The sequence below is a fragment of the Flavobacterium calami genome (assembly GCF_038290035.1).
Classification (GTDB): Bacteria; Bacteroidota; Bacteroidia; order Flavobacteriales; family Flavobacteriaceae; genus Flavobacterium; species Flavobacterium calami.
Genome location: NZ_JBBYHS010000007.1, coordinates 118,216 through 137,582 on the forward strand (window position 1 = coordinate 118,216; position 19,367 = coordinate 137,582).

Sequence of the window (19,367 nt, forward strand, 5' to 3'; positions counted from 1 at the left end):
ATATATAAAAAACAACAAATTCACATAAAATTTAACTTTTTATCAGTCCGTTAACAAATTTAACGTTTTTATTTAAATAAAAATTTGCTTTTTGATCAGTCTTCGGAAAATTGGTAAAATTATCTGAATATGCAGCGCCTTTTGCATCGTAGACATAATGTCCAAAATAATTTTCTAACTCCCCTACTTCAACTATATAAGCATTAAACTGAATTTTGCTGTCAATCAATTCTTCTTTGTATTGTGCGACAAAATTCGTAATAATTTCGATACCATCATAATTTATCTTGACATTTTTATACATAAAATCATAAAAAACCACTTTATTTTGTGAAATATTCAAATAATCATTAATCCTATTATCAACTATATCGTTTTCGGAAAGAGCTTTAAAACTCGTAACAAGCGAAAAGAAAATAAACTTTCTCGTAATTTCTCTCTCATAATCATTTTGAAAATGACCAGCTTCAAACAAAATTGTAGGCGTACCTAAAAATTGAAATGTATCTCCTATACAGTTAATGTTAAAAGAATCATCAAAACGCCCCACTTGCCCAGGTATATATTTCTGCAATTCATCATTAATTGCAGCAATCAGATTAATAGCTTTTAATCTGTTTTCATTTATTTCTCTTTCTTCATTGTATGAAGGCGCCAAAAAAGACACAGTAGCCGGTTTACCTGTTTCACCAGCTCCAAAAATTGTACGCTGATCATGAAGATTAAAACAAAAATCTGGTTTAAAAGTTTCGAAAACTTCACGTAAAACCCTGCTTTCCGGCTGAGTTAAATCTTGCGAATCCCTGTTTAAATCAATTTGATTGGCGTTTGCACGGGTATACAACTCAGCACCATCGGGATTTAGTATTGGAATACTGTAAAAAGTAAACGTAGAAAGCATTTTTTGCGCAAACTCAGAACCATTATTCAAAACATTAATAAAATCAAACAATGCCTTAGTGGTCGTACTTTCATTTCCATGCATTTGCGACCACAAATAAATTTTGGTTTTTCCTGAACCAATTTCATAACTATATATAGGTTTCCCTAAAACCGATTTTCCAATAACCTTAACCTGATTGTGTGTATTAATTCTTTCTAATATTGGCTGAATATGTTCTAAGGTCAGGTAACGCCCTTCTATGGACTGCTCTTTGTTTTGATTGAATAATTCTTCTAAGTTCATTATGTTTTCTAATTAATTTACAAAAGTAAATATCTTTATTTTTACAATTGTAAATCGTTTTGATTTTAAACAATTTAATATTGTAAACAGCTTTTTGAAACTTATATCATTTTTTTCTATACCTGTGTATGTTTGTTTACCAAAACTACTAAAAACAAATCAAAAGCTCTTTATTTCAATAAATTAAAATAAGTCACTTGTTATTTTAATTTAAGAAAAAATAGTTGTTTATCTTTTTTTGTGCTGTAAAATTGTCGAGCGAAATCTTTTTATTTACATTTGTAAAAACCCACTTTTAAAATAATAATTCACAATGGTAAACATCGATGATTTTGTAAAAAGACTTGAAATTGTACTGGATTATTATGGTTTAAACGCTTCTGCTTTTGCGGATAAAATTGGCGTGCAGCGTTCGAGTATATCTCATCTTCTATCTGGAAGAAACAAGCCTAGTTTAGATTTTATAATGAAAATTTTAGAAGTTTTCCCCGATGTAGACTTGTACTGGATTTTGACGGGAAAAGGAAAATTTCCCAAAAACCATGATGAGACATTTTTAGAAATTTCAAAAAACACTCCTCCTGTTTCACCCGACGAAAGTTTTTTTTCTGAGGATAAATCAAATGAAGTAAAAATAATAGAAAATTCGTTAGAAACAAAAAAAATAAATTTCAATCCGGAAGACAGCGAAATTGAAAAAATTGTACTTTTTTACAAAAACGGCACTTTTAAAGCCTTTTCTCCTTAATTTTAAAAATTAGCAGATATTTTATCCAAAGGAAAAGCATTTTCATTTATACAATTGTATCCGATTTACAAAATTCATAAACACTCACAATTGAAATCCATTTTCAGGTATTTTTCCAACAACACCCTGATAATAATTTTTAAGAATTTCAAAATCCGCTTCGTAATTACCAGTCGGTAAAAAATGCTTTCCGAGTCTAACTTCTTTTTTGCCCCAATCAAAAGCTACAGGAACAATAGGCACTTTTGCCTTAACAGCTATAAAATAAAAACCTGTCCTTATTTCTTTAACTTCTTTACGCGTTCCTTCGGGTGCAATGGCTAACCTGAAAACTTCTTTCCTTTCAAAAATTGAAGCGATGGCATCTACTTTGTTAAGACCACCCGATCTGTCCAGCGGCTCACCTCCTACACTTCTAAAATAGTAACCAAAAGGAAACTTAAATAATTCCTTTTTCCCTACCCAATTCATTTCTAATCCAGATATTCCTCTTGTAAAAATCCCTAAATAAAAATCATGATTGCTGGTATGCGGCATAACCATCATCACGCATTTTTTTACTTCTGCATTCTCAATTCCAACTATTTTCCAGCCCATTAGCTTTAAAAATAGAAATTTGTACAATTGTTTTTTCATTAAAATTTCATATTCCGCACAAAATAAAAAAATATAATGCTAAATTTGGGTAAAAGCATAAAAAATGATCCAAAAAATCTTCAGTTATTTAATTCCGATAAAAATCTTTACAAAAAAATCTGCCCGTAGTAAAATGATTGAAGTTACATGGGCAAATGGTGAATTGGTTTTAGACTCTGAAAACACAAATTACTCTTACGGAAGCCTGCAGCGTATCTTACGATATGGCTTAAAGAATATTGGTTATAAAACCATACAAAAAATGAATCATATTCTGGTCTTAGGAGTTGCCGGAGGAAGCGTTATAAAAACTCTCGTTAATGAAATCGAATACAAGGGAAAAATAACCGGTGTTGAAATTGACACTGATATTATTCAGGTTGCAAACGAATATTTTAATCTTTGTCAAATTAAACAATTAGAAATCATTATTGATGATGCTTTTGAATTTGTTTTAAAAACCAAAAATCAATATGATTTAATTATTATTGACATTTTTGAAGACACTAAAATGCCAAACTTTTTATTTGAATCTTTTTTTAGCGAACGAGTTTGTACTATTTTAAAAAATCAGGGATTTGTTCTTTTTAATACCATGATTCTTGACGAAGCTCATAATTTAAGAAACCGCAAATATGTTTCAGAAATTAATCCTGAATTATATACTGTAAAAATGCTGCCTCGTGTTGAACACCACAACGAATTGATTGTTATTGAAAAAGTTGCCTAACTACTATTATGAAAAGCCTTGTAAGCATACTAAAAGAACTCTCATCTGCTAAAGTTATCGATCCTTGCATTGATTACTCTGAATATATTGCTTTAGATTTATCTGCTAACAATCTTAAATTGATTAATAAGAATCTACAAACTTCAGCTGATTTTGAAAATTATATTTCAAATTATTTAACAAAAAATAATGCCAAAGCAGCTTATGGAGGCTATATAGAAACCAGGACATTGTATCAGCGCAGCAAAATTTTCAGGAACGATTTGATTCCCGAGCGCAACATTCATATTGGGCTTGATTTATGGACGAAAGCCGAAACTTCTGTAATAGCAGCTCTTGACGGAAAAGTACATAGTTTCAAAAACAACAACAATCTTGGAGATTATGGCCCTACTATTATTTTGGAACACAAAATTGAAAATCAAAAATTTTATACTTTATACGGTCATTTATCGTTAGAAAGTATAGAAAAAATAAATGTCGGTGATTTTTTAAAAAAAGGAGAAAAGCTGGCATCCCTTGGAAAATCAAATGTTAACGGAGATTATGCGCCGCACTTACATTTTCAGATTATTAAAAACATTGGAGATTATTGGGGTGATTATCTGGGAGTTTGCAATAAAAATGATTTGGATTTTTATACAGAAAACTGCCCCGACCCCAATTTATTATTAAAAATAATATAAATAGTTATGAAGAGAGCAGGAATGATTATATGTTTGTTATTATTAATTGGATGTAAATCTAAAACAGTTAAAAGAGATACTGAAGATTTAAAAATTAAAAAAGTTCCGACAGCTGAAATAAATTCAAATCAGCAAAACAAAGCCTATTCGTTGGGTAAAAGAGTTCTTGAAACATGCAATACGTCAAAGTTTAAACCTTTCAATGAAACCGAAGTTACAAAATCAGTAATGGAAAACACAACTGAAGAACGTCTGACCAAAACATGTTTAAGATTTCGCCAGTATTACGGAAGCTTTATCGATTTGAAATTAGATGGAGTTTATAAAACCAAACAGGAAACCATTTATCGTTACCATGCCTTGTATACCAAGAAAGTTGCTAATAAAGAACTGCGGGTTTTTGTAAATGAGGAGAATTTGGTTTCTGCTATAAAATCAATGGATTGGGACGAAAAATTTGATATTAAAATAACCGAGTAACAATCTGACAAACTTATGAATTTAAAATTATCCTTCTTTGCGTTTCTTTTGATTTCGTTTTTCACCAATGCCCAGCAAACCGTAATTGTAAAAGGCTCAAAACCATTTCCGGCAACTGAAACTTATACTTTTATCTGCGAGAAATATGCTTATACCGGTGAAATTGATGTTCAGATTGCAAAAACAGACAAAGGCGGAATTTTAAAATTAACCATTGCGACTGCAAATAACAAAGTCCGAATTGCCGGAGGAGTTTACGTAGATTTAGCAAATGCTGACGTAATAGCATGTACAGACAAAAACATGAAAGAAACCGAAGAGGGAAAAACAACCTCTTATTATTATTTTACTCCTGCAGAATTTGTAAAACTAAAAAAAACTGACATCAAAGCAATTAGATTTATTCTAACAGGAAATTCAAATACATTTGGAAATCAAACCGGTTATTTTACAGCAATAAATAAAAAGAATTACTTCTCTACTGCTTACGACCAATCTAAAAAAAGTTTTGATACAGCAACAGCAATAAGTCATCTGTAAAGTCTGTCAATCCAAAAATAATCTTACTTTTATAGCTTAATATTGCTAAAATGAATCCAACAGAAGAATTAATCCGTAAGTTTTATACTGCTTTTGCTAATGCCGATGCCAAAACAATGAGCGAATGTTATCATCCTCAAATCCATTTTATAGACCCTGCTTTTGGACTTTTAAAAGGCGAACAGGTTTCTAAAATGTGGGAAATGCTGCTTTCAAAAAGTAAAGGAAACATCAAAATTGAATTTTCGGATATAAAAGCTGATGAGTTTTCGGGATCGGCACGATGGGTAGCTACATATATTTTTAGTAAAACTAATCGACAAGTAGTAAATCGAATTTCAGCTGAATTTCTTTTTCAGGATGGACTCATTATAAAACATACAGACAACTTTGATGTCTGGAAATGGGCAAAACAAGCTTTCGGAATTACCGGTTATTTATTAGGCTGGACCGGATTTTTTCAAGACAAAATAAAAAAACAGGCTCTGTTGTCTCTTAAAAAATACGAAAAGTCAAAACAAACTTTTTAAATAAAAAAAACAGATTAAAGTTTTATTTAATCTGTTTTTTTTTATATAATTTTTATTCTTAAATATTATTAATGACCAATATTTTCTAATTCTTTTGGATTGTGTTTGTGCTTAAACAAAATAGCAAATGCAACCGCAATAATTAAAGCATAAGCTGCAAAAGAAAGCCATATCGTATGCCAGTCTTTCATTAAAACAGGGTTAGAAAAAATTCCATCATCTGAAATTGAATTTCCCTGAGATTTGACAAAATCTAACATTTTAGAATTAGAAACATCTGTTTGTAAAAATGCTGAAAGTTCATTAACGGTCAAAAATGATTTGGTAAAATATTTATCAATTGCCCAACCCGAAGTTAAGCTCCCCAGAACTGCTCCTACACCATTAGTCATCATCATAAATAATCCCTGGGCAGAAGAACGGATTTTAGAGTTAGTATTCGTTTCTACAAATAAAGAACCAGAAATATTGAAAAAATCAAATGCCATTCCATAAACAATACAGGACAAAATTATCATCCACAAACCTGTAACAGGATCACCAAAAGCAAATAATCCAAAACGTAAAACCCATGCGAGCATACTAATTAACATTACCTGCTTGATTCCGAAACGTCTTAGAAAAAATGGAATTGCCAAAATAAACAAAGTTTCAGAAACCTGAGAAATTGACATAATAATGGTAGAATATTTTATTACGAACGAGTCGGCATATTTAGGAAAGTGTTTAAATTCATCCAAAAAAACATCTCCATAAGCATTCGTTAATTGCAAAGCACCACCAAGAAACATAGAGAAGATAAAAAACAATGCCATTTTGTAATTTCCAAACAATTTAAAAGCTTCCAGTCCTAAAGTTTCAACCCATGAAGCATCTTCTTTTGTCAATCGTTGCGGTTCACATTTTGGCAATGTAAAAGAATAAAAACCTAAAATCAAAGCACCAACTCCGGCAATATAAAACTGGTACTCTGTTGATTTACTGCCTGTTAAATTTGTAATCCACATAGCAGCAATGAAACCAACCGTTCCCCAAACCCTAATAGGCGGAAAATCTTTTACAACATTTTTATTGTTTAGCTTTAATGAAGTGTAAGAAATAGAATTACTCAGGGCAATTGTTGGCATATAACAGCACATAGCAGCCAACATTACATAAATAAAATTTTCAGGGGTTGTAACCTGAGTTATTCCAAATAAAACTCCGGCATACAAAATATGTAAAACTCCATATAGTTTTTCAGCATTTACCCATCTGTCGGCAATAATACCAGTCAGAGTTGGCATAAATAAAGAAGCGATTCCCATTGTACCAAAAACCAATCCAAACTGAGTTCCTTCCCAATTTTTAGTTCCAAACCAATAATTCCCAATAGTAATTAGCCAGGCTCCCCAAACAAAAAATTGAAGAAAACTCATTACAATTAATCTGTTTTTAATTCCCATACTGATGAATTGTCTTTAAATAAATGAAGCGGTAAAACTACTACTTAAAATGAAATCTACAAAGAATTAAACAGTTTTAACAACCTCATTTACCAATTCTAAAACAGCGGCAAATTGCTCTTCTTTATTTAAATAGGAATTATCGATTTCGATAGCATCTTCAGCAATTACCAAAGGAGAATCCTCACGATGTGTGTCTATATGATCTCTTTCGATTACATTTTTTAAAACTTCATCATAAGATACATTGTCGCCTTTTTGCTGTAATTCGTCAAAACGTCTTTGCGCACGTGTTTCTGCGCTCGCAGTCATAAAAATTTTAAGTTCGGCCATTGGAAAAACCACTGTTCCAATATCTCTACCATCCATTACAATCGCTTTATTTGTTCCCATTTCCTGCTGTTGTTCTACTAATTTCGAACGAACTTCAGAAACTTCTGCAACTTTGCTAACAAAACTGGAAACTTCAATGGTACGAATTTGTTTTTCCACATTTTCTCCATTCAGGTACATTTCTGCAAAGCCTAAATCTGAATTAAATTTAAATTCTAATTGAATTTTCGGAAGTGAATCTATCAAAGCTTTTTTATCAAAAAAATCGGCTTTAATAAAACTATTTTTCATTGCATAAAAAGCAACTGCCCTGTACATTGCACCCGTATCAACATATACGTAGGCAAGTTCTTTGGCCAGCTGTTTTGCTAAAGTGCTTTTTCCGGTTGATGAAAAGCCATCTATAGCAATGGTAATATTTTTCAAATTAGTAGTATTAAATTAAGGAAGTATAAATTTTTAATAATAGATATCCAAAAGAATATTTGATTTGGAAGCATCTATTATTTTTTCAATTCTTTTAAAAAATTGTTCGTTCACCATAGGACATCCCTGACTGCGGCTGATGTAATGGTCTTGTTCTTCGTATGGAACAGCTGAATAATGATGTAAAACAATAGCTCTTTTAAATGCATTATTGTTAGTTTCATCTAACCCAAATAATCGATATGCTTTTCCAAACATTCCAACATAATTATTACCGATAGAATATCTTCCTAACGAAGTACAGTTTGAATTCGGTACATTACTAAATTTCAAACTACCTTTTATTCCTGTTTCTGAGCCACATCCATGGGCTACAAGTCCCTGATCAATGATTTTATTATTCTGCAAATCGTACACAAAAAAACGATTTTTACCTGATGGAATTCTCATATCGATAAAAAAAGCAATTTTGGAATTGTATTTTGAACCTGCATTCAGCATTGGTTTTATTTCTTCAATTCTAAGATTGATTCTTTCAATTTCAAGACTTTTAGGCTCATCTTTAAAATAAGGCTTTGAGCTGATAAAAGCTGCTGATATAATTAAAACTAAAATAAAATTAAATATTTTCATTTAAATCAATTATTGAAGATTAATATTTAAACCAAAAAGACTCGTATTTGCTGCTAATGTATATTTAGAATATGAATAGTTAAATTTTAACCTGTTCATTTTTAATCCGAAACCTAATGAAACACCTGAAAAATTACGCTGTTCTTCTATTCTTAATTCTTCAGCTCTTCGAAAATTATATCCTAATCTGATATTGAAGGCTTTTTTAGGAAAAAGCTCTACACCAAAAATCACATGTCTCAATGCGTTATTTACAAAAGAAACTTTATCTTCTTCTGTTGATCCGTCTAAATTTCCCTGACCTCTAACCGGATTCGAAAAAGAGATATTCCATTGCTGCAAATTCTCTAAAGAAAGATGCCATCTGATAGGAACATGTTCCAGTTCCTGCGAAACACCAGCGATAATTTCAAGTGGTAATTTTTCTTTTATCCCCGAATAAGTAGTAAACTGAGTTCCTACATTTCGTATTGCCAATGCCCAGTTAACATCATTTCTTTCATCAATATATAAAAAACCGAAATCTAATGCACCTCCAACAGAATTATAAGTTTCTAAAGAAGAGGTTATTAATTTTGCGTTTGCACCTATAAATATATCTGTATATGGAATATTGTAGGCATAACCTAAAGAAAGAGCACCTTCACTCCCTGTAAAATCTGAAGTTGCCTGACCGTTTTCGTCATATCCTTCAAATGTACCGTAATTTATATAGCTTATTCCGGCGTAAAATGTCTGCAAATGTCTGTCGTAAGTATAGGCATAAGAAGCTGTTCCGTAAGAAGCCTCACCATAGTAATTACCGTAATTCATTGCCAAGTGATTGTCCATATCTGCGTTTAATGTTGCCGGATTAAACATAACCTGATTAACATCTTCATCATAAATCGTAATTGACTTTCCTCCTAAAGCAGCCTGTCTCGGCGAAGTGGTCAGATTTAAAAACTGATATGCATACCGCCCTCCTATTTGACCGAAAGAAACAGCTGAAAATGAAAACAAAAAAAACAGAACAAATTTTTTCAACATGTTTGTTAAGAGCTTAATCTGCATTATAACGTAATTACGATGATAAAATTATAATTCTGAAACATTTAATTTTTTAAATATAATTTCTGTTAAATTATTTTTTTGTATTCTAAAGCAAAAATACAAAAAAGAAATTTACAAATTGAAAAAATCCGGGCTCCAAAACTGTTAATTTCAACATCACAATTTGGAACCCGGATTTTGTTAATTCAGAAGGTATTTAGGCCCGTTTTTAAAGCCTTAAATCCTGAATATCATTATAATGCACTTTTTGAACAATTGTACCATTTTGCACAACGACGATACTCGGGTTAGCCCTTTCCACTGTTTTTAAAGCTGTGGCATCACAGAAATAAAAATCCACATTTAAGCCATATTCTTTTTTGGTTTTTTCAATCACATCAGCTCCTGAAGCTGTCATTCCTATCACTTTATACCCTTTTGCTTTAGCTTCCTGATTTAATTTTTCTAACTTTTTTAAGCCATCAGGACTTGATAAAGTCAAATCGTAAGTTACAAAAATCAATAGTTTTGGTTCTTTTAATAATTCTTCCTTGTAATCAGAATCGTCTTTTGTCATAGTAAAATCATGAATTGGCGGCATATAACCTTCCGTAATTACCTTATCTTTTCTATCAACAAATATTGCTCCTTCAGGAATATTCATTAAGTCTTTTTCTGTAAATTCTTTATCAACTCCATTTACTTTGTAAATAAAAATCATTTCTACAACTGATTTAGGTGCACCTTCAGGGATCTCCATGGCTTTTTCGATATTAGTTCCTACTTTATAAGGACGAAAATCTTTTATCGGATTATGATTTAAAACCCAAACAGCCATAAAAGCACATAAAACGACACTTACATACACTGCAAAATTAGTTTTCTGAGTTGCAAACAAAGGTTTTATCAATTTTTGATTAAAGAATAAAATCAGAATAAAAAATAGTAAAACAACATCTTTTGTAAATGATTCCCATGGAGTTAAATGCAAAGCATCTCCAAAACAGCCACAATCTTTAACTACATCAAAATAAGCAGAATAAAAGGTAAGGAAAGTAAAGAAAACGATCAGAAGCAATAAACTCCATATTGTTGTTTTTGTTTTGTATCCAACCAATAGCATTACTCCCAAAACCACTTCTAAAATCACTAAAAAGATTGCCAATCCTAAAGCAAAAGGCTCCAAAAATGGCATATTAAAAACCGGCTCACTAAAATATTCTGCTAATTTATAAGAGAAACCAACCGGGTCATTTAGTTTAATCAGTCCGGAAATTATAAAAAGTACACCGACAAATATTCGGGAAAATTGGGTAATGATGTTTTTCATAATAATAATAATAATAATAATAATAATAATAATAGAATTGGGGTTGAATTTTCAAATATCAAATTCCAGGTTAACATTGGATTTTGGAATTTTATTTATTGATAGGATTTAGAATTAAAGCAAAAACCGCATAATTAATCATGTCCTGGTAATTAGCATCAATTCCTTCAGAAACCAAGGTTGCTCCTTTATTATCTTCAATTTGTTTTACGCGTAGTAGTTTCTGAAGAATCAAATCGGTTAATGAACTCACGCGCATATCACGCCATGCCTCACCGTAATCATGGTTTTTTGCTTCCATTAAATCTTTAGTAAGTTTAACTTTAGCATCGTATAATTCGGTTGCTTTTTCAATGTCCAAATCCGGCTGATCTACAACTCCAAGCTCCAACTGAATTAAAGCCATTATCGAATAATTGATAATTCCGATGAATTCTCCTTTTTCATCTTCATCAATTTTTCGGATTTCATTTTCCTGTAAACTCCTGATTCTTTGTGCTTTTATAAATATCTGATCTGTCAGTGATGGCAGTCTTAAAATACGCCAGGCGCTGCCGTAATCTTTCATTTTATTGATAAATAAATTGCGGCAAACCGTAATTACATTATCAAATTCTAAGGAAGTATTCTTCATTTATTGCTGTATATTTGCTAAAATTTCTTCAAAAATAGGGAAAAATTAAAGAGTTTCAAGTTTCAGGTTTCAAGTTTTTCTAAACAAGTTGTTAATGAGATTAACTTGAAAACAATATTAAATGTTTCAAGTTTCAGATTAGAAGTTTTAAGTTCTGGAATTTACGCAATCAATATCAACTTGAAACATGAAACAAAACAAAAAAGAAAAAAATGACAATTAATTGCAAAGGAGAACTTCTAGATTTGTCGATTCCAAAAGTAATGGGAATACTGAATGTTACTCCAAATTCTTTCTTTGACGGCGGAAAATACAAAAACGAAATCGAGATTGTTGCACAAGTAGATAAAATGCTTTCTGAAGGTGCAACGTTTATAGATATTGGAGCGTATTCCAGCAAGCCAAGTGCCGAATTTGTATCTGAACAGGAAGAAATCGATCGAATTGTACCTGCAATTGAATTGATTTTAAAACACTTTCCACATACTTTATTATCAATCGATACCTTCAGGGCTGAAGTTGCGAAAGCCAGTATAGAAAGCGGTGCAGCAATAATAAATGATATTGCAGCGGGAGAATTAGACGAAAAAATGTTTGATGTTATTGCACATTACAACGTTCCGTATATTATGATGCACATGCGCGGAAATCCGCAGACAATGCAAAGCCTGACCCAATATGATGACATTGTAAAGGAAATGCTTTTCTATTTTTCTGAAAAAGTACAAAAAGCCCGAAGTTTAGGAATCAATGATTTGATTTTGGATCCTGGTTTTGGGTTTGCTAAAACAACCGATCAGAATTATGAAGTAATGCAGAAAATGGAACTTTTTAATTTGCTTGAATTACCTGTTTTGGTTGGGATTTCGAGAAAATCAATGATTTATAAAACGCTTGATATCACTCCGCAAGAAGCCTTGAACGGAACGACTTTTCTGAATACAATTGCTTTGACAAAAGGAGCCAAAATTCTTAGGGTTCATGATGTGAAAGAAGCTGTGGAGTCTGTTACGTTGTTTAATAAAATGAATTAATTTTTATGAAATACATTATTATACTTTTTACTTTTCTTCTTTTTTCATGTGAAGAAAAAAAAGACGTTTTATTGCCAAAATCGAATGTTTCAATCGTAAAAGATGTACAGGATCATTCGCCAATTTATATTTTCTTTAAAATTGAAGGAAAAGATACTTTAGCAGATGTAAACCGAAAAAACAGTATTATTTCGACCAACTGGATTTTCCATATTGACAAACGCCTCCCTTTAAAATTAGTAATTCCTGAAGTTATAAAACTACAGAAGAAAAAACGTGGAGACAGTGCTCACAAAAACGAAAAAGCCGAAAATTATTATTCTTATGCCGATTCTATCGGAAAGAATTTAGCCTTTTTACCTTTCACAAAAGTGTATTATAAAACAGGAGAGCCAAAATTTGGCGTGAGGATACACTTCACAAAAAGTAATTTAGTCCTTGTCAATGGAATTTCAGTAGACAAATCTGATTTACAAAAATATTTGCAAAAAATACCAAGCGATAAACCCAATAAGTTTGTATTTTCATTTGACAAAAACTTAGCTTTCGAAAACTATATTCATAATAAAATATTAATTGACAGTTTCGAAATTCCTGTTCCTAGTTTGACAAATGAAGAATTCATCTTTTAGGTAAATTCCCCCGAAGCAGTGCCTCAAGGAATTCTTTCGTTTAAATTCTAATAATTCCAACTTTAGCAGCTGTTTCCCTTGCCTGCGGAATTAATGATTTCAAATTAGCAATTCTGGTTGCGTCAGAAGGGTGTGTACTTAAAAATTCCGGAGTTCCGGAACCTCCGGACTTAGCAGACATTCTGCTCCAAAAAGCAATTGAATCCTCCGGATTGTAACCGGCTATTGCCATAAGAGTCAAACCGATTTTATCCGCTTCGCTTTCGTGGTTTCTGCTAAAAGGCAGCATTACACCTACTTCAGATCCTAAACCATAATATTTTTGCCACATGGCCTGATTTTCTGCACTTTGACTTCCCGTAGCCACTGCTACTCCAACAGCACCTAATTGCTGTAATTGCGCGGCACTCATTCTTTGGGCTCCATGATTTGCCAAAGCATGCGAAACTTCATGTCCCATAACAGTTGCCAGACCAGATTCGTCCTGTGTAATGGGTAAAATACCTGAATAAACTACGATTTTACCTCCAGGCAGGCACCATGCATTTACCTCTTTGTTTTCTACTAATTTATATTCCCAACGGTAATCTTTCAGATATTGCGTTTGCCCTAAATAAGTCAGGTATTTTTCGGCAGCTGCTTTAATTTTTGCACCTACGAGTTCTACTCTTCTTGCGTCTGCAGTTCCAGAAATCACTTTGTTTTCTTTAAGAAAAGTATCATACTGCTGAAAAGACGAAGGAAATAATTCGCTATTCGAAACAAAATTCAGGTCTTTTTTTCCTGTAACAGGATTTGTGGCACAAGCGTAAATCAGAGAGAATGTGACAGTTGCTATAAATAAGTGTTTTTTCATGATTTTGTATTTTTTAATTAACTAAATGTAGAGCAATTTATCATTTTACTTTTTATAGAATTTATCATCAGAATAATATAATTTTAATCTGAAGTATCCCTTTTTTAACCCTTTTAAGAAATCTTTTATTTAACTAATTTGTTGATTTTTTTTAGATTAAATAGATGATTTAAAATCTATTTATGTTAATTTTAATCGCTCTAAAAAATTTACAAAAAACACATAAACATCAGATTTACAATATTATAAATTTTAAATCTCACCAATTAACAGCATGGTTATTAATTTAAAAAGTTTCTTTGGATTTCTTTTTTTTATGTTATCAATCAGTTTGTATTCTCAAATTGAAAATAACAATAAAAAAATATTACCTGCTATTAAAAACTCACCGGAAGCTGAAGAAAAGAAAAAAGTTACAGCTCTCTACAATATGTACAATAAAGGAGATGAAAAAAAAGCTATTAAAAATACAAAATCATTTATAAAAAAAGCAAAATACCCTTCTAATATTGCCAGTCTTACTTTATTACAAGCTTACTACTACAACAAAAGAGCAATTTTAGATTCGTCTATCTACTACACGAACGAGGCCTTAAAATACAATACCAAATTAACCAACGACTCCTTAAAAAACAGACTTTATTCTTTAGGCTATAATCTTATGGGAATAAATTACAAGAAAAAAGGCTTGTTTGAAGTAAGCAAAAAATGGCACTTAAAAGGTCTGCAGGCATCTCAAAAATACAAAGAAACAAACCTATACTTTACCCATCTACATGGTCTTGCCAGTATTTACAAGACTTTGGGTGATAATACTAATGCTATAAAATCGTACAAAGAGTGTTTAGAATATAAAAAAGATGAGGAAATATCTTTAGGCAGTTATATTAATTTGGGAGATATTTATTCTGATGCAAATGATTTTGAAAAAGGAAATTATTATTACAGCCTTGGAAAACAACTTAGTGAAAAAGCAAATAATCAACAAGCAAGAGCTGTAATTGCACTTAGTCTTGGAACTAATTATCAATTGCAGCAGAAGCCAAATGAAGCCATCAAAATGTATAATGAAGCGGTACTCGTTGCTGATAAAAACGAACTGAATCAAATTGCACTGGTAGCACGAGGTAATATTGGTGACACTTATATCGGTTTAAAAAAATACAATGATGCCAAAGATATTTTTTCGGATGCACTTCAAAAAGCTGTCAATTTGGGTTATTTGGATAACCAGGTTTACTTTTATGAACAGCTCAAAAAAATTGCAGTTTTAGAAAACGATTACAAAAGTGCTTTTAATTATCTGACAAAATATACTGCTGTTAAAGATTCGGTCAATAAAATTCAGAAAACAAAGGAGATTAATGAACTGGAAATCAAATACAGAACAGCCCAAAAGGAAAAAGAAATACGCTTTTTGCAGCTCGACAATACCACCAAGAAATTAAAACTGGAAAAACAGGAAGAAGCTATTGAAAACCTAAACCTTCAGGAGCAAATTTCTCAGAAGATAACTGAAAACACTATTTTATTCTTTCAAAATTCATCTCAAAAAAAACTCAGCGAAATATCCCTGCTTAAAAAAGATCAACAGCTGAAATTATTGGAAATCAAACAGCAAAAAGAGACCAAGTTATTGACTATTTTCGGATTTCTTATTGTATTGATTCCAGTTATCGGATTATTGCTTCAGTATTACAAACGATTAAAAACACAACGTTTGCTAAATATACAGCAGGCCGAAATTAGTAAACAGAATATCAATACTCTTTTAAAAGATCAGGAATTAAAATTAATCAAAGCTTCTGTGAGTGCTCAGGATAAGGAAAGACAGCGTATTGCCCAGGAACTGCACGACAGCATTGGCGGAAATCTGGCTGCAATAAAACTTCAGCTGAATCATTTAATAATTTCCGGTTCTCCAAAAATTAAAACCCTTATTACATTATTAGACGAAACTTACGATCATGTAAGAAACTTATCTCACACTTTGATTCCGAAGAAATTTACACATCATAAATTTTGTGAAGTTTTAGAATCGTATTTAAAAAATATTGATGAAGCCAGTACTATTAAAACCGTTTTTACAGTATACCCAAAAAAAGAAATTGACGCTCTGAATGATGAAATCCAGATTGAAATTTTCAAAATAATACAGGAACTTTTAACCAATACCATAAAACATGCAAAAGCTTCAAAAATTGATTTGCAGCTTAATTATATAGAAAATGTGCTGAATATTTTGTTTGAAGATAATGGCATTGGATTTAATACAGAAAATTACAAACCCGGTATTGGTTTTATAAATTTAGAGAGCCGGATAGCCGAATTAAACGGTTCTTTTTTATTGGATTCTAAACTTAAAAGAGGCACAATTGTAAATATTGAAATTCCTCTTTTATCTTCGACCCTAAAAAATCAAAATAACAAAGGTATTAATGTAAAAAAACAACTTGATAACCTCACTAAATTATAACCAAATTATATCTGATTAGATGGAAAAATTAAAACTTATTATTGCGGATGACCACACCATGTTTCTTCAGGGAATTGTTTCACTTATTGAAAATGAATCCGGAATAAAAATAATTGGAAAGGCTGTAAACGGTATTGAAGTTTTGAATATTTTGAAAATTCAAAAAGCAGACATAGTGATTCTGGATATCAGCATGCCTGAAATGGATGGAATTGAATTGAGCAAATTATTAAAAAAAGAATATCCTTCTATTAAAATTATAATTGTCAGCACACACAGCAATGCAAAAATAATTTCGAGACTTATCCGAATTGGAGTTAACGGATATTTGTTGAAAAATGCCGAAAAAGCAGAATTACTAGAAGCCATTTACAGTGTTGCCGAAGGCAGAAACTATTTTTCTAGGGAAGTTGAGGAACAATATCAGAACAATAGTCTAAAAATAGAAAGGCAAATTTCAAATTTAACTGAATTAAGTTCTCGCGAAAAAGAAATCCTGGTCTTAATTGCCCAGGAATTCAATACCGCAGAAATTGCCGAAAAAACTTTTATCAGTTTAAATACGGTTAACACACACCGACGCAATTTACTATCAAAACTAAATGCTAAAAATACAGCCGGTCTCGTAAAATATGCAGTAGAAAACGGATTGGTAGATTGATAGAATAACTATGAAGTTTGATTATTCCTAATCGACAATCAGTTCTTTCAATTTATATGTATGTGACAATCAGATTATTTTGTAGTAACGACTATTCCTGTTGTAAATCCAAGAAATACAGTAGCCGCAACTGTGGGAATACCATTTTCCCAATATTTAAAAATAGTTTGCGAAGATCTCTCTGGGGTTATAATGAATTGAGTACCTGAAACAAAAACTTTATTTCCAACTACAGAAATAGCACTTGTCAATGTACTTTCAGAAGTAGCACTGAGTGAAATACCTACTCCATTTTTCCAATATTTGGCACCATATCCTGATTTATTGATTTCATGTCCTGCTACATATACATCGCTGCCATTTACTGCTAAAGCATTAGCAACAGCCTCTTTTGAATCGTCAGACAGTTGTGTGGCTGTGCCGTTTTTCCAGTACATCGCTACACTTTTGTGATTCTTAAATTCATATCCCACTGCATACACATCATTGCCGACTACCGTTATTGCTGTTGCCTCTCCATAATTATTAGATAGTGTAGTCTCGATACCATTTTTCCAGTATGCAGGCCCACTTTCTCCCTTACCTGCTATGTATATATCATTTCCTACTACTCTTAGGTCAAAGTGTCTTCCAAAAGTTTTGGACACTGAAGTTGCGATACCATTTTTCCAGTATTTAACAATATTATTGTAGCTATTATTTGTTTCGTATCCAGCTACATATACATCATTTTCTACAACTGTTATAGCAGTTGCTTCAGCCATATTTTTATCATCTGATAGTGAGATTGCGACACCATTTTTCCAATATTTGGCAACGCTATTCCCAATTTCATTATATTCATATCCAGCTACATAAACATCATTACCTACTACAGTTATAGCATGAGCCACAGATCTTTTTGTGCCATCGGTGAGAGGTACTTCTGTACCGTTTTTCCAGTACTTAGCCTTGTTATCTCCAAATTCATATACATATCCGCTGATATAAATATCTTTTACGGTAGGCTCTTTGTTGGTAATTTCTGTATCATCATTAGCACAGCTATTACAAATAATTGCTAATGCAAGTAAAATGTGTTTTGAATATTTCATATTGTTTTGGTTTTGTCAGCAGTCGTAATATTTCAAACGATAATTTTGTACGATGCTCATTAGTTAGTATTAGTATTTTAAATTCATCTAAAATGCATAACTATAATTGGGAGAATAATTAAAATTAGCTTCTAAATGAACCTGGTCTTTATCTTAACAGTTTTAATAGTAAAATACCCTACTTTTAAATCCTGCTTTTTTAAACAATAAACGAGGTTAGAATTTTTATTTAACCATTTAGCTATTTTAATATATCATTCCGAATTTCATTTTTTTGTCCTCTTCACTAATAAGCCTTTCCGTATTGACAGGACTATCTATCAGTATTTTATCTTTATAAAAAAACCTCGCCCCTCCATTGAGATACAAATGCAGGTATAAGATTCTGGTTTGCTTTCGGAATACTTTGAATTTTTCTGTTGGGGATTTTTCAGACTCAATAATCAATTCCTCGAAAGAAAAGGGAATTTCGATAGAATAATATTTGTTTTCAACATACGAAAACCACGATATTAAAACGGTGTCTGTATTTAAAGGAATCTGAACTAGCTCCCTAAAACCTTCTTTACTGGCATAATACTGCCTGTTTTTGGTTTTGGCACTAATGAACTCTTTTTGAGAATAATAGCGTATGTTATTTTTAATTTTGATATCTGAAGAATTTCTTTTTACTGTATTTATAAACTGAATATTATCTATAGCCAGAAAAAGATCCAGATCATGATTAATAGCCAGAATAATCTTCATAAACTCCAGATCCTGCTGCTTCTTCTGGTAATAATACTGACCTGATTTGAAAATATAATACAGCAGTGGTAACCCAAACAAAATCAGCAGCCAGGAGCAAAAGAGGAAAAGACTGAATTCGTTTTTTTTCTGATACAAAACCAATAAATAAAAACCAAAATCGGCAATAGATAAAATAGCTAATACGAGCAAAAATGAAAGTATTGGATAACAAAACGATTTAAAACCCGCATCTTCGCCATTTAGATTTAGAATGGGAATGAATTTCTTCAGTCCTTTGTAAAAACGAACAGCCAGCAAAGCAAGGATACTATTAAAAAATACTGTCGCCGTAGCTCCAAAAAAATAAATCACCGGATAAGCAACATAAGAAGCTACTACCAAGGGTAAAACAATACTACTTAGTAATTCCTCAAAATTCACACTGACAGGCTCAGCCTTTTTATACATCTTATATCTTTTCATAACAACTATTTAATCAGGTGGTGATTCTATAGT

The 19,367-nt window shown here is 31.6% G+C and carries 21 protein-coding genes; 10 read left to right on the forward strand and 11 right to left on the reverse strand.

Annotated features, from left to right (window positions below):
• Nucleotides 1-31: 31 nt before the first annotated feature.
• The gene (locus AAEO57_RS07870) at nt 32-1,186 is read right to left on the reverse strand and encodes a M14 family metallopeptidase (RefSeq protein WP_341691317.1); all 1,155 of its coding nucleotides are present in this window, start codon (nt 1,184-1,186) and stop codon (nt 32-34) included.
• A 313-nt stretch (nt 1,187-1,499) separates the two neighbouring features.
• Between AAEO57_RS07870 and AAEO57_RS07875 the strand changes: the two genes are divergently transcribed.
• Nucleotides 1,500-1,934 carry a helix-turn-helix domain-containing protein gene (locus AAEO57_RS07875; protein WP_341691318.1) on the forward strand — a complete coding sequence of 145 codons (435 nt, stop codon included), beginning with the start codon at nt 1,500-1,502 and terminating at the stop codon, nt 1,932-1,934.
• 84 nt (nt 1,935-2,018) lie between these two features.
• On the opposite strand, the gene AAEO57_RS07880 is transcribed toward AAEO57_RS07875, so the two are convergent.
• A complete protein-coding gene (locus tag AAEO57_RS07880; RefSeq protein WP_341691319.1) occupies nt 2,019-2,531 on the reverse strand; it encodes a 1-acyl-sn-glycerol-3-phosphate acyltransferase in 513 nt (170 codons plus the stop codon).
• A gap of 103 nt (nt 2,532-2,634) precedes the next feature.
• Between AAEO57_RS07880 and AAEO57_RS07885 the strand changes: the two genes are divergently transcribed.
• The 5 genes from AAEO57_RS07885 to AAEO57_RS07905 are packed head-to-tail and all read left to right on the forward strand — an operon-like array spanning nt 2,635 to nt 5,536.
• Nucleotides 2,635-3,300: a spermidine synthase gene (locus AAEO57_RS07885; protein WP_341691322.1), complete on the forward strand. Its 666-nt coding sequence runs from the start codon at nt 2,635-2,637 to the stop codon at nt 3,298-3,300.
• A gap of 8 nt (nt 3,301-3,308) precedes the next feature.
• On the forward strand, nt 3,309-3,986 hold the full coding sequence (locus tag AAEO57_RS07890) for a peptidoglycan DD-metalloendopeptidase family protein (RefSeq protein WP_341691324.1): 678 nt from the start codon (nt 3,309-3,311) through the stop codon (nt 3,984-3,986).
• A 6-nt stretch (nt 3,987-3,992) separates the two neighbouring features.
• Nucleotides 3,993-4,466, forward strand: coding sequence for a hypothetical protein (locus AAEO57_RS07895; protein ID WP_341691325.1), 474 nt, complete (start codon nt 3,993-3,995; stop codon nt 4,464-4,466).
• A gap of 15 nt (nt 4,467-4,481) precedes the next feature.
• Entirely contained in the window at nt 4,482-5,006 is a 525-nt protein-coding gene (locus AAEO57_RS07900) for a hypothetical protein (protein ID WP_341691327.1), read from the forward strand.
• A gap of 50 nt (nt 5,007-5,056) precedes the next feature.
• A complete protein-coding gene (locus AAEO57_RS07905) occupies nt 5,057-5,536 on the forward strand; it encodes a nuclear transport factor 2 family protein (protein ID WP_341691329.1) in 480 nt (159 codons plus the stop codon).
• Nucleotides 5,537-5,604: 68 nt separating this feature from the next.
• Here the strand turns inward: AAEO57_RS07905 and AAEO57_RS07910 are convergent, their stop codons facing one another.
• The 6 genes from AAEO57_RS07910 to AAEO57_RS07935 form a co-directional block, all read right to left on the reverse strand.
• Entirely contained in the window at nt 5,605-6,981 is a 1,377-nt protein-coding gene (locus tag AAEO57_RS07910; RefSeq protein WP_341691331.1) for a nucleoside permease, read from the reverse strand.
• 66 nt (nt 6,982-7,047) lie between these two features.
• A complete protein-coding gene (gene cmk / locus AAEO57_RS07915; RefSeq protein ID WP_341691333.1) occupies nt 7,048-7,740 on the reverse strand; it encodes a (d)CMP kinase in 693 nt (230 codons plus the stop codon).
• Nucleotides 7,741-7,773: 33 nt separating this feature from the next.
• Nucleotides 7,774-8,373: a murein L,D-transpeptidase catalytic domain-containing protein gene (locus AAEO57_RS07920; protein WP_341691335.1), complete on the reverse strand. Its 600-nt coding sequence runs from the start codon at nt 8,371-8,373 to the stop codon at nt 7,774-7,776.
• 9 nt (nt 8,374-8,382) lie between these two features.
• On the reverse strand, nt 8,383-9,402 hold the full coding sequence (porQ, locus tag AAEO57_RS07925; RefSeq protein WP_341691337.1) for a type IX secretion system protein PorQ: 1,020 nt from the start codon (nt 9,400-9,402) through the stop codon (nt 8,383-8,385).
• Between the two features lie 232 nt (nt 9,403-9,634).
• The gene (locus tag AAEO57_RS07930; RefSeq protein WP_341691339.1) at nt 9,635-10,735 is read right to left on the reverse strand and encodes a BT_3928 family protein; all 1,101 of its coding nucleotides are present in this window, start codon (nt 10,733-10,735) and stop codon (nt 9,635-9,637) included.
• A 91-nt stretch (nt 10,736-10,826) separates the two neighbouring features.
• The gene (locus tag AAEO57_RS07935) at nt 10,827-11,369 is read right to left on the reverse strand and encodes a DUF1599 domain-containing protein (RefSeq protein WP_341691342.1); all 543 of its coding nucleotides are present in this window, start codon (nt 11,367-11,369) and stop codon (nt 10,827-10,829) included.
• Nucleotides 11,370-11,581: 212 nt separating this feature from the next.
• On the opposite strand from AAEO57_RS07935, the gene folP reads away from it, so the two are divergent.
• Nucleotides 11,582-12,403 (forward strand): dihydropteroate synthase, encoded by an 822-nt coding sequence (gene folP, locus AAEO57_RS07940; RefSeq protein ID WP_341691343.1) that lies wholly within the window; start codon nt 11,582-11,584, stop codon nt 12,401-12,403.
• Between the two features lie 5 nt (nt 12,404-12,408).
• Nucleotides 12,409-13,035, forward strand: coding sequence for a hypothetical protein (locus AAEO57_RS07945; protein ID WP_341691345.1), 627 nt, complete (start codon nt 12,409-12,411; stop codon nt 13,033-13,035).
• A 40-nt stretch (nt 13,036-13,075) separates the two neighbouring features.
• Here AAEO57_RS07945 and AAEO57_RS07950 read toward each other — a convergent pair whose 3' ends face one another.
• Entirely contained in the window at nt 13,076-13,891 is an 816-nt protein-coding gene (locus tag AAEO57_RS07950; protein WP_341691347.1) for a M48 family metallopeptidase, read from the reverse strand.
• Nucleotides 13,892-14,207: 316 nt separating this feature from the next.
• Here AAEO57_RS07950 and AAEO57_RS07955 point away from each other — a divergent pair, with 316 nt between their 5' ends.
• Nucleotides 14,208-16,367, forward strand: a complete 2,160-nt coding sequence (locus AAEO57_RS07955; RefSeq protein WP_341691349.1) for a tetratricopeptide repeat-containing sensor histidine kinase — start codon at nt 14,208-14,210, stop codon at nt 16,365-16,367.
• A 19-nt stretch (nt 16,368-16,386) separates the two neighbouring features.
• Nucleotides 16,387-17,028: a response regulator gene (locus AAEO57_RS07960; RefSeq protein ID WP_341691352.1), complete on the forward strand. Its 642-nt coding sequence runs from the start codon at nt 16,387-16,389 to the stop codon at nt 17,026-17,028.
• A 74-nt stretch (nt 17,029-17,102) separates the two neighbouring features.
• Here AAEO57_RS07960 and AAEO57_RS07965 read toward each other — a convergent pair whose 3' ends face one another.
• Entirely contained in the window at nt 17,103-18,122 is a 1,020-nt protein-coding gene (locus tag AAEO57_RS07965; protein ID WP_341691355.1) for a hypothetical protein, read from the reverse strand.
• Nucleotides 18,123-18,368: 246 nt separating this feature from the next.
• Entirely contained in the window at nt 18,369-19,334 is a 966-nt protein-coding gene (locus AAEO57_RS07970; protein ID WP_341691357.1) for a hypothetical protein, read from the reverse strand.
• Nucleotides 19,335-19,367: the final 33 nt, after the last annotated feature.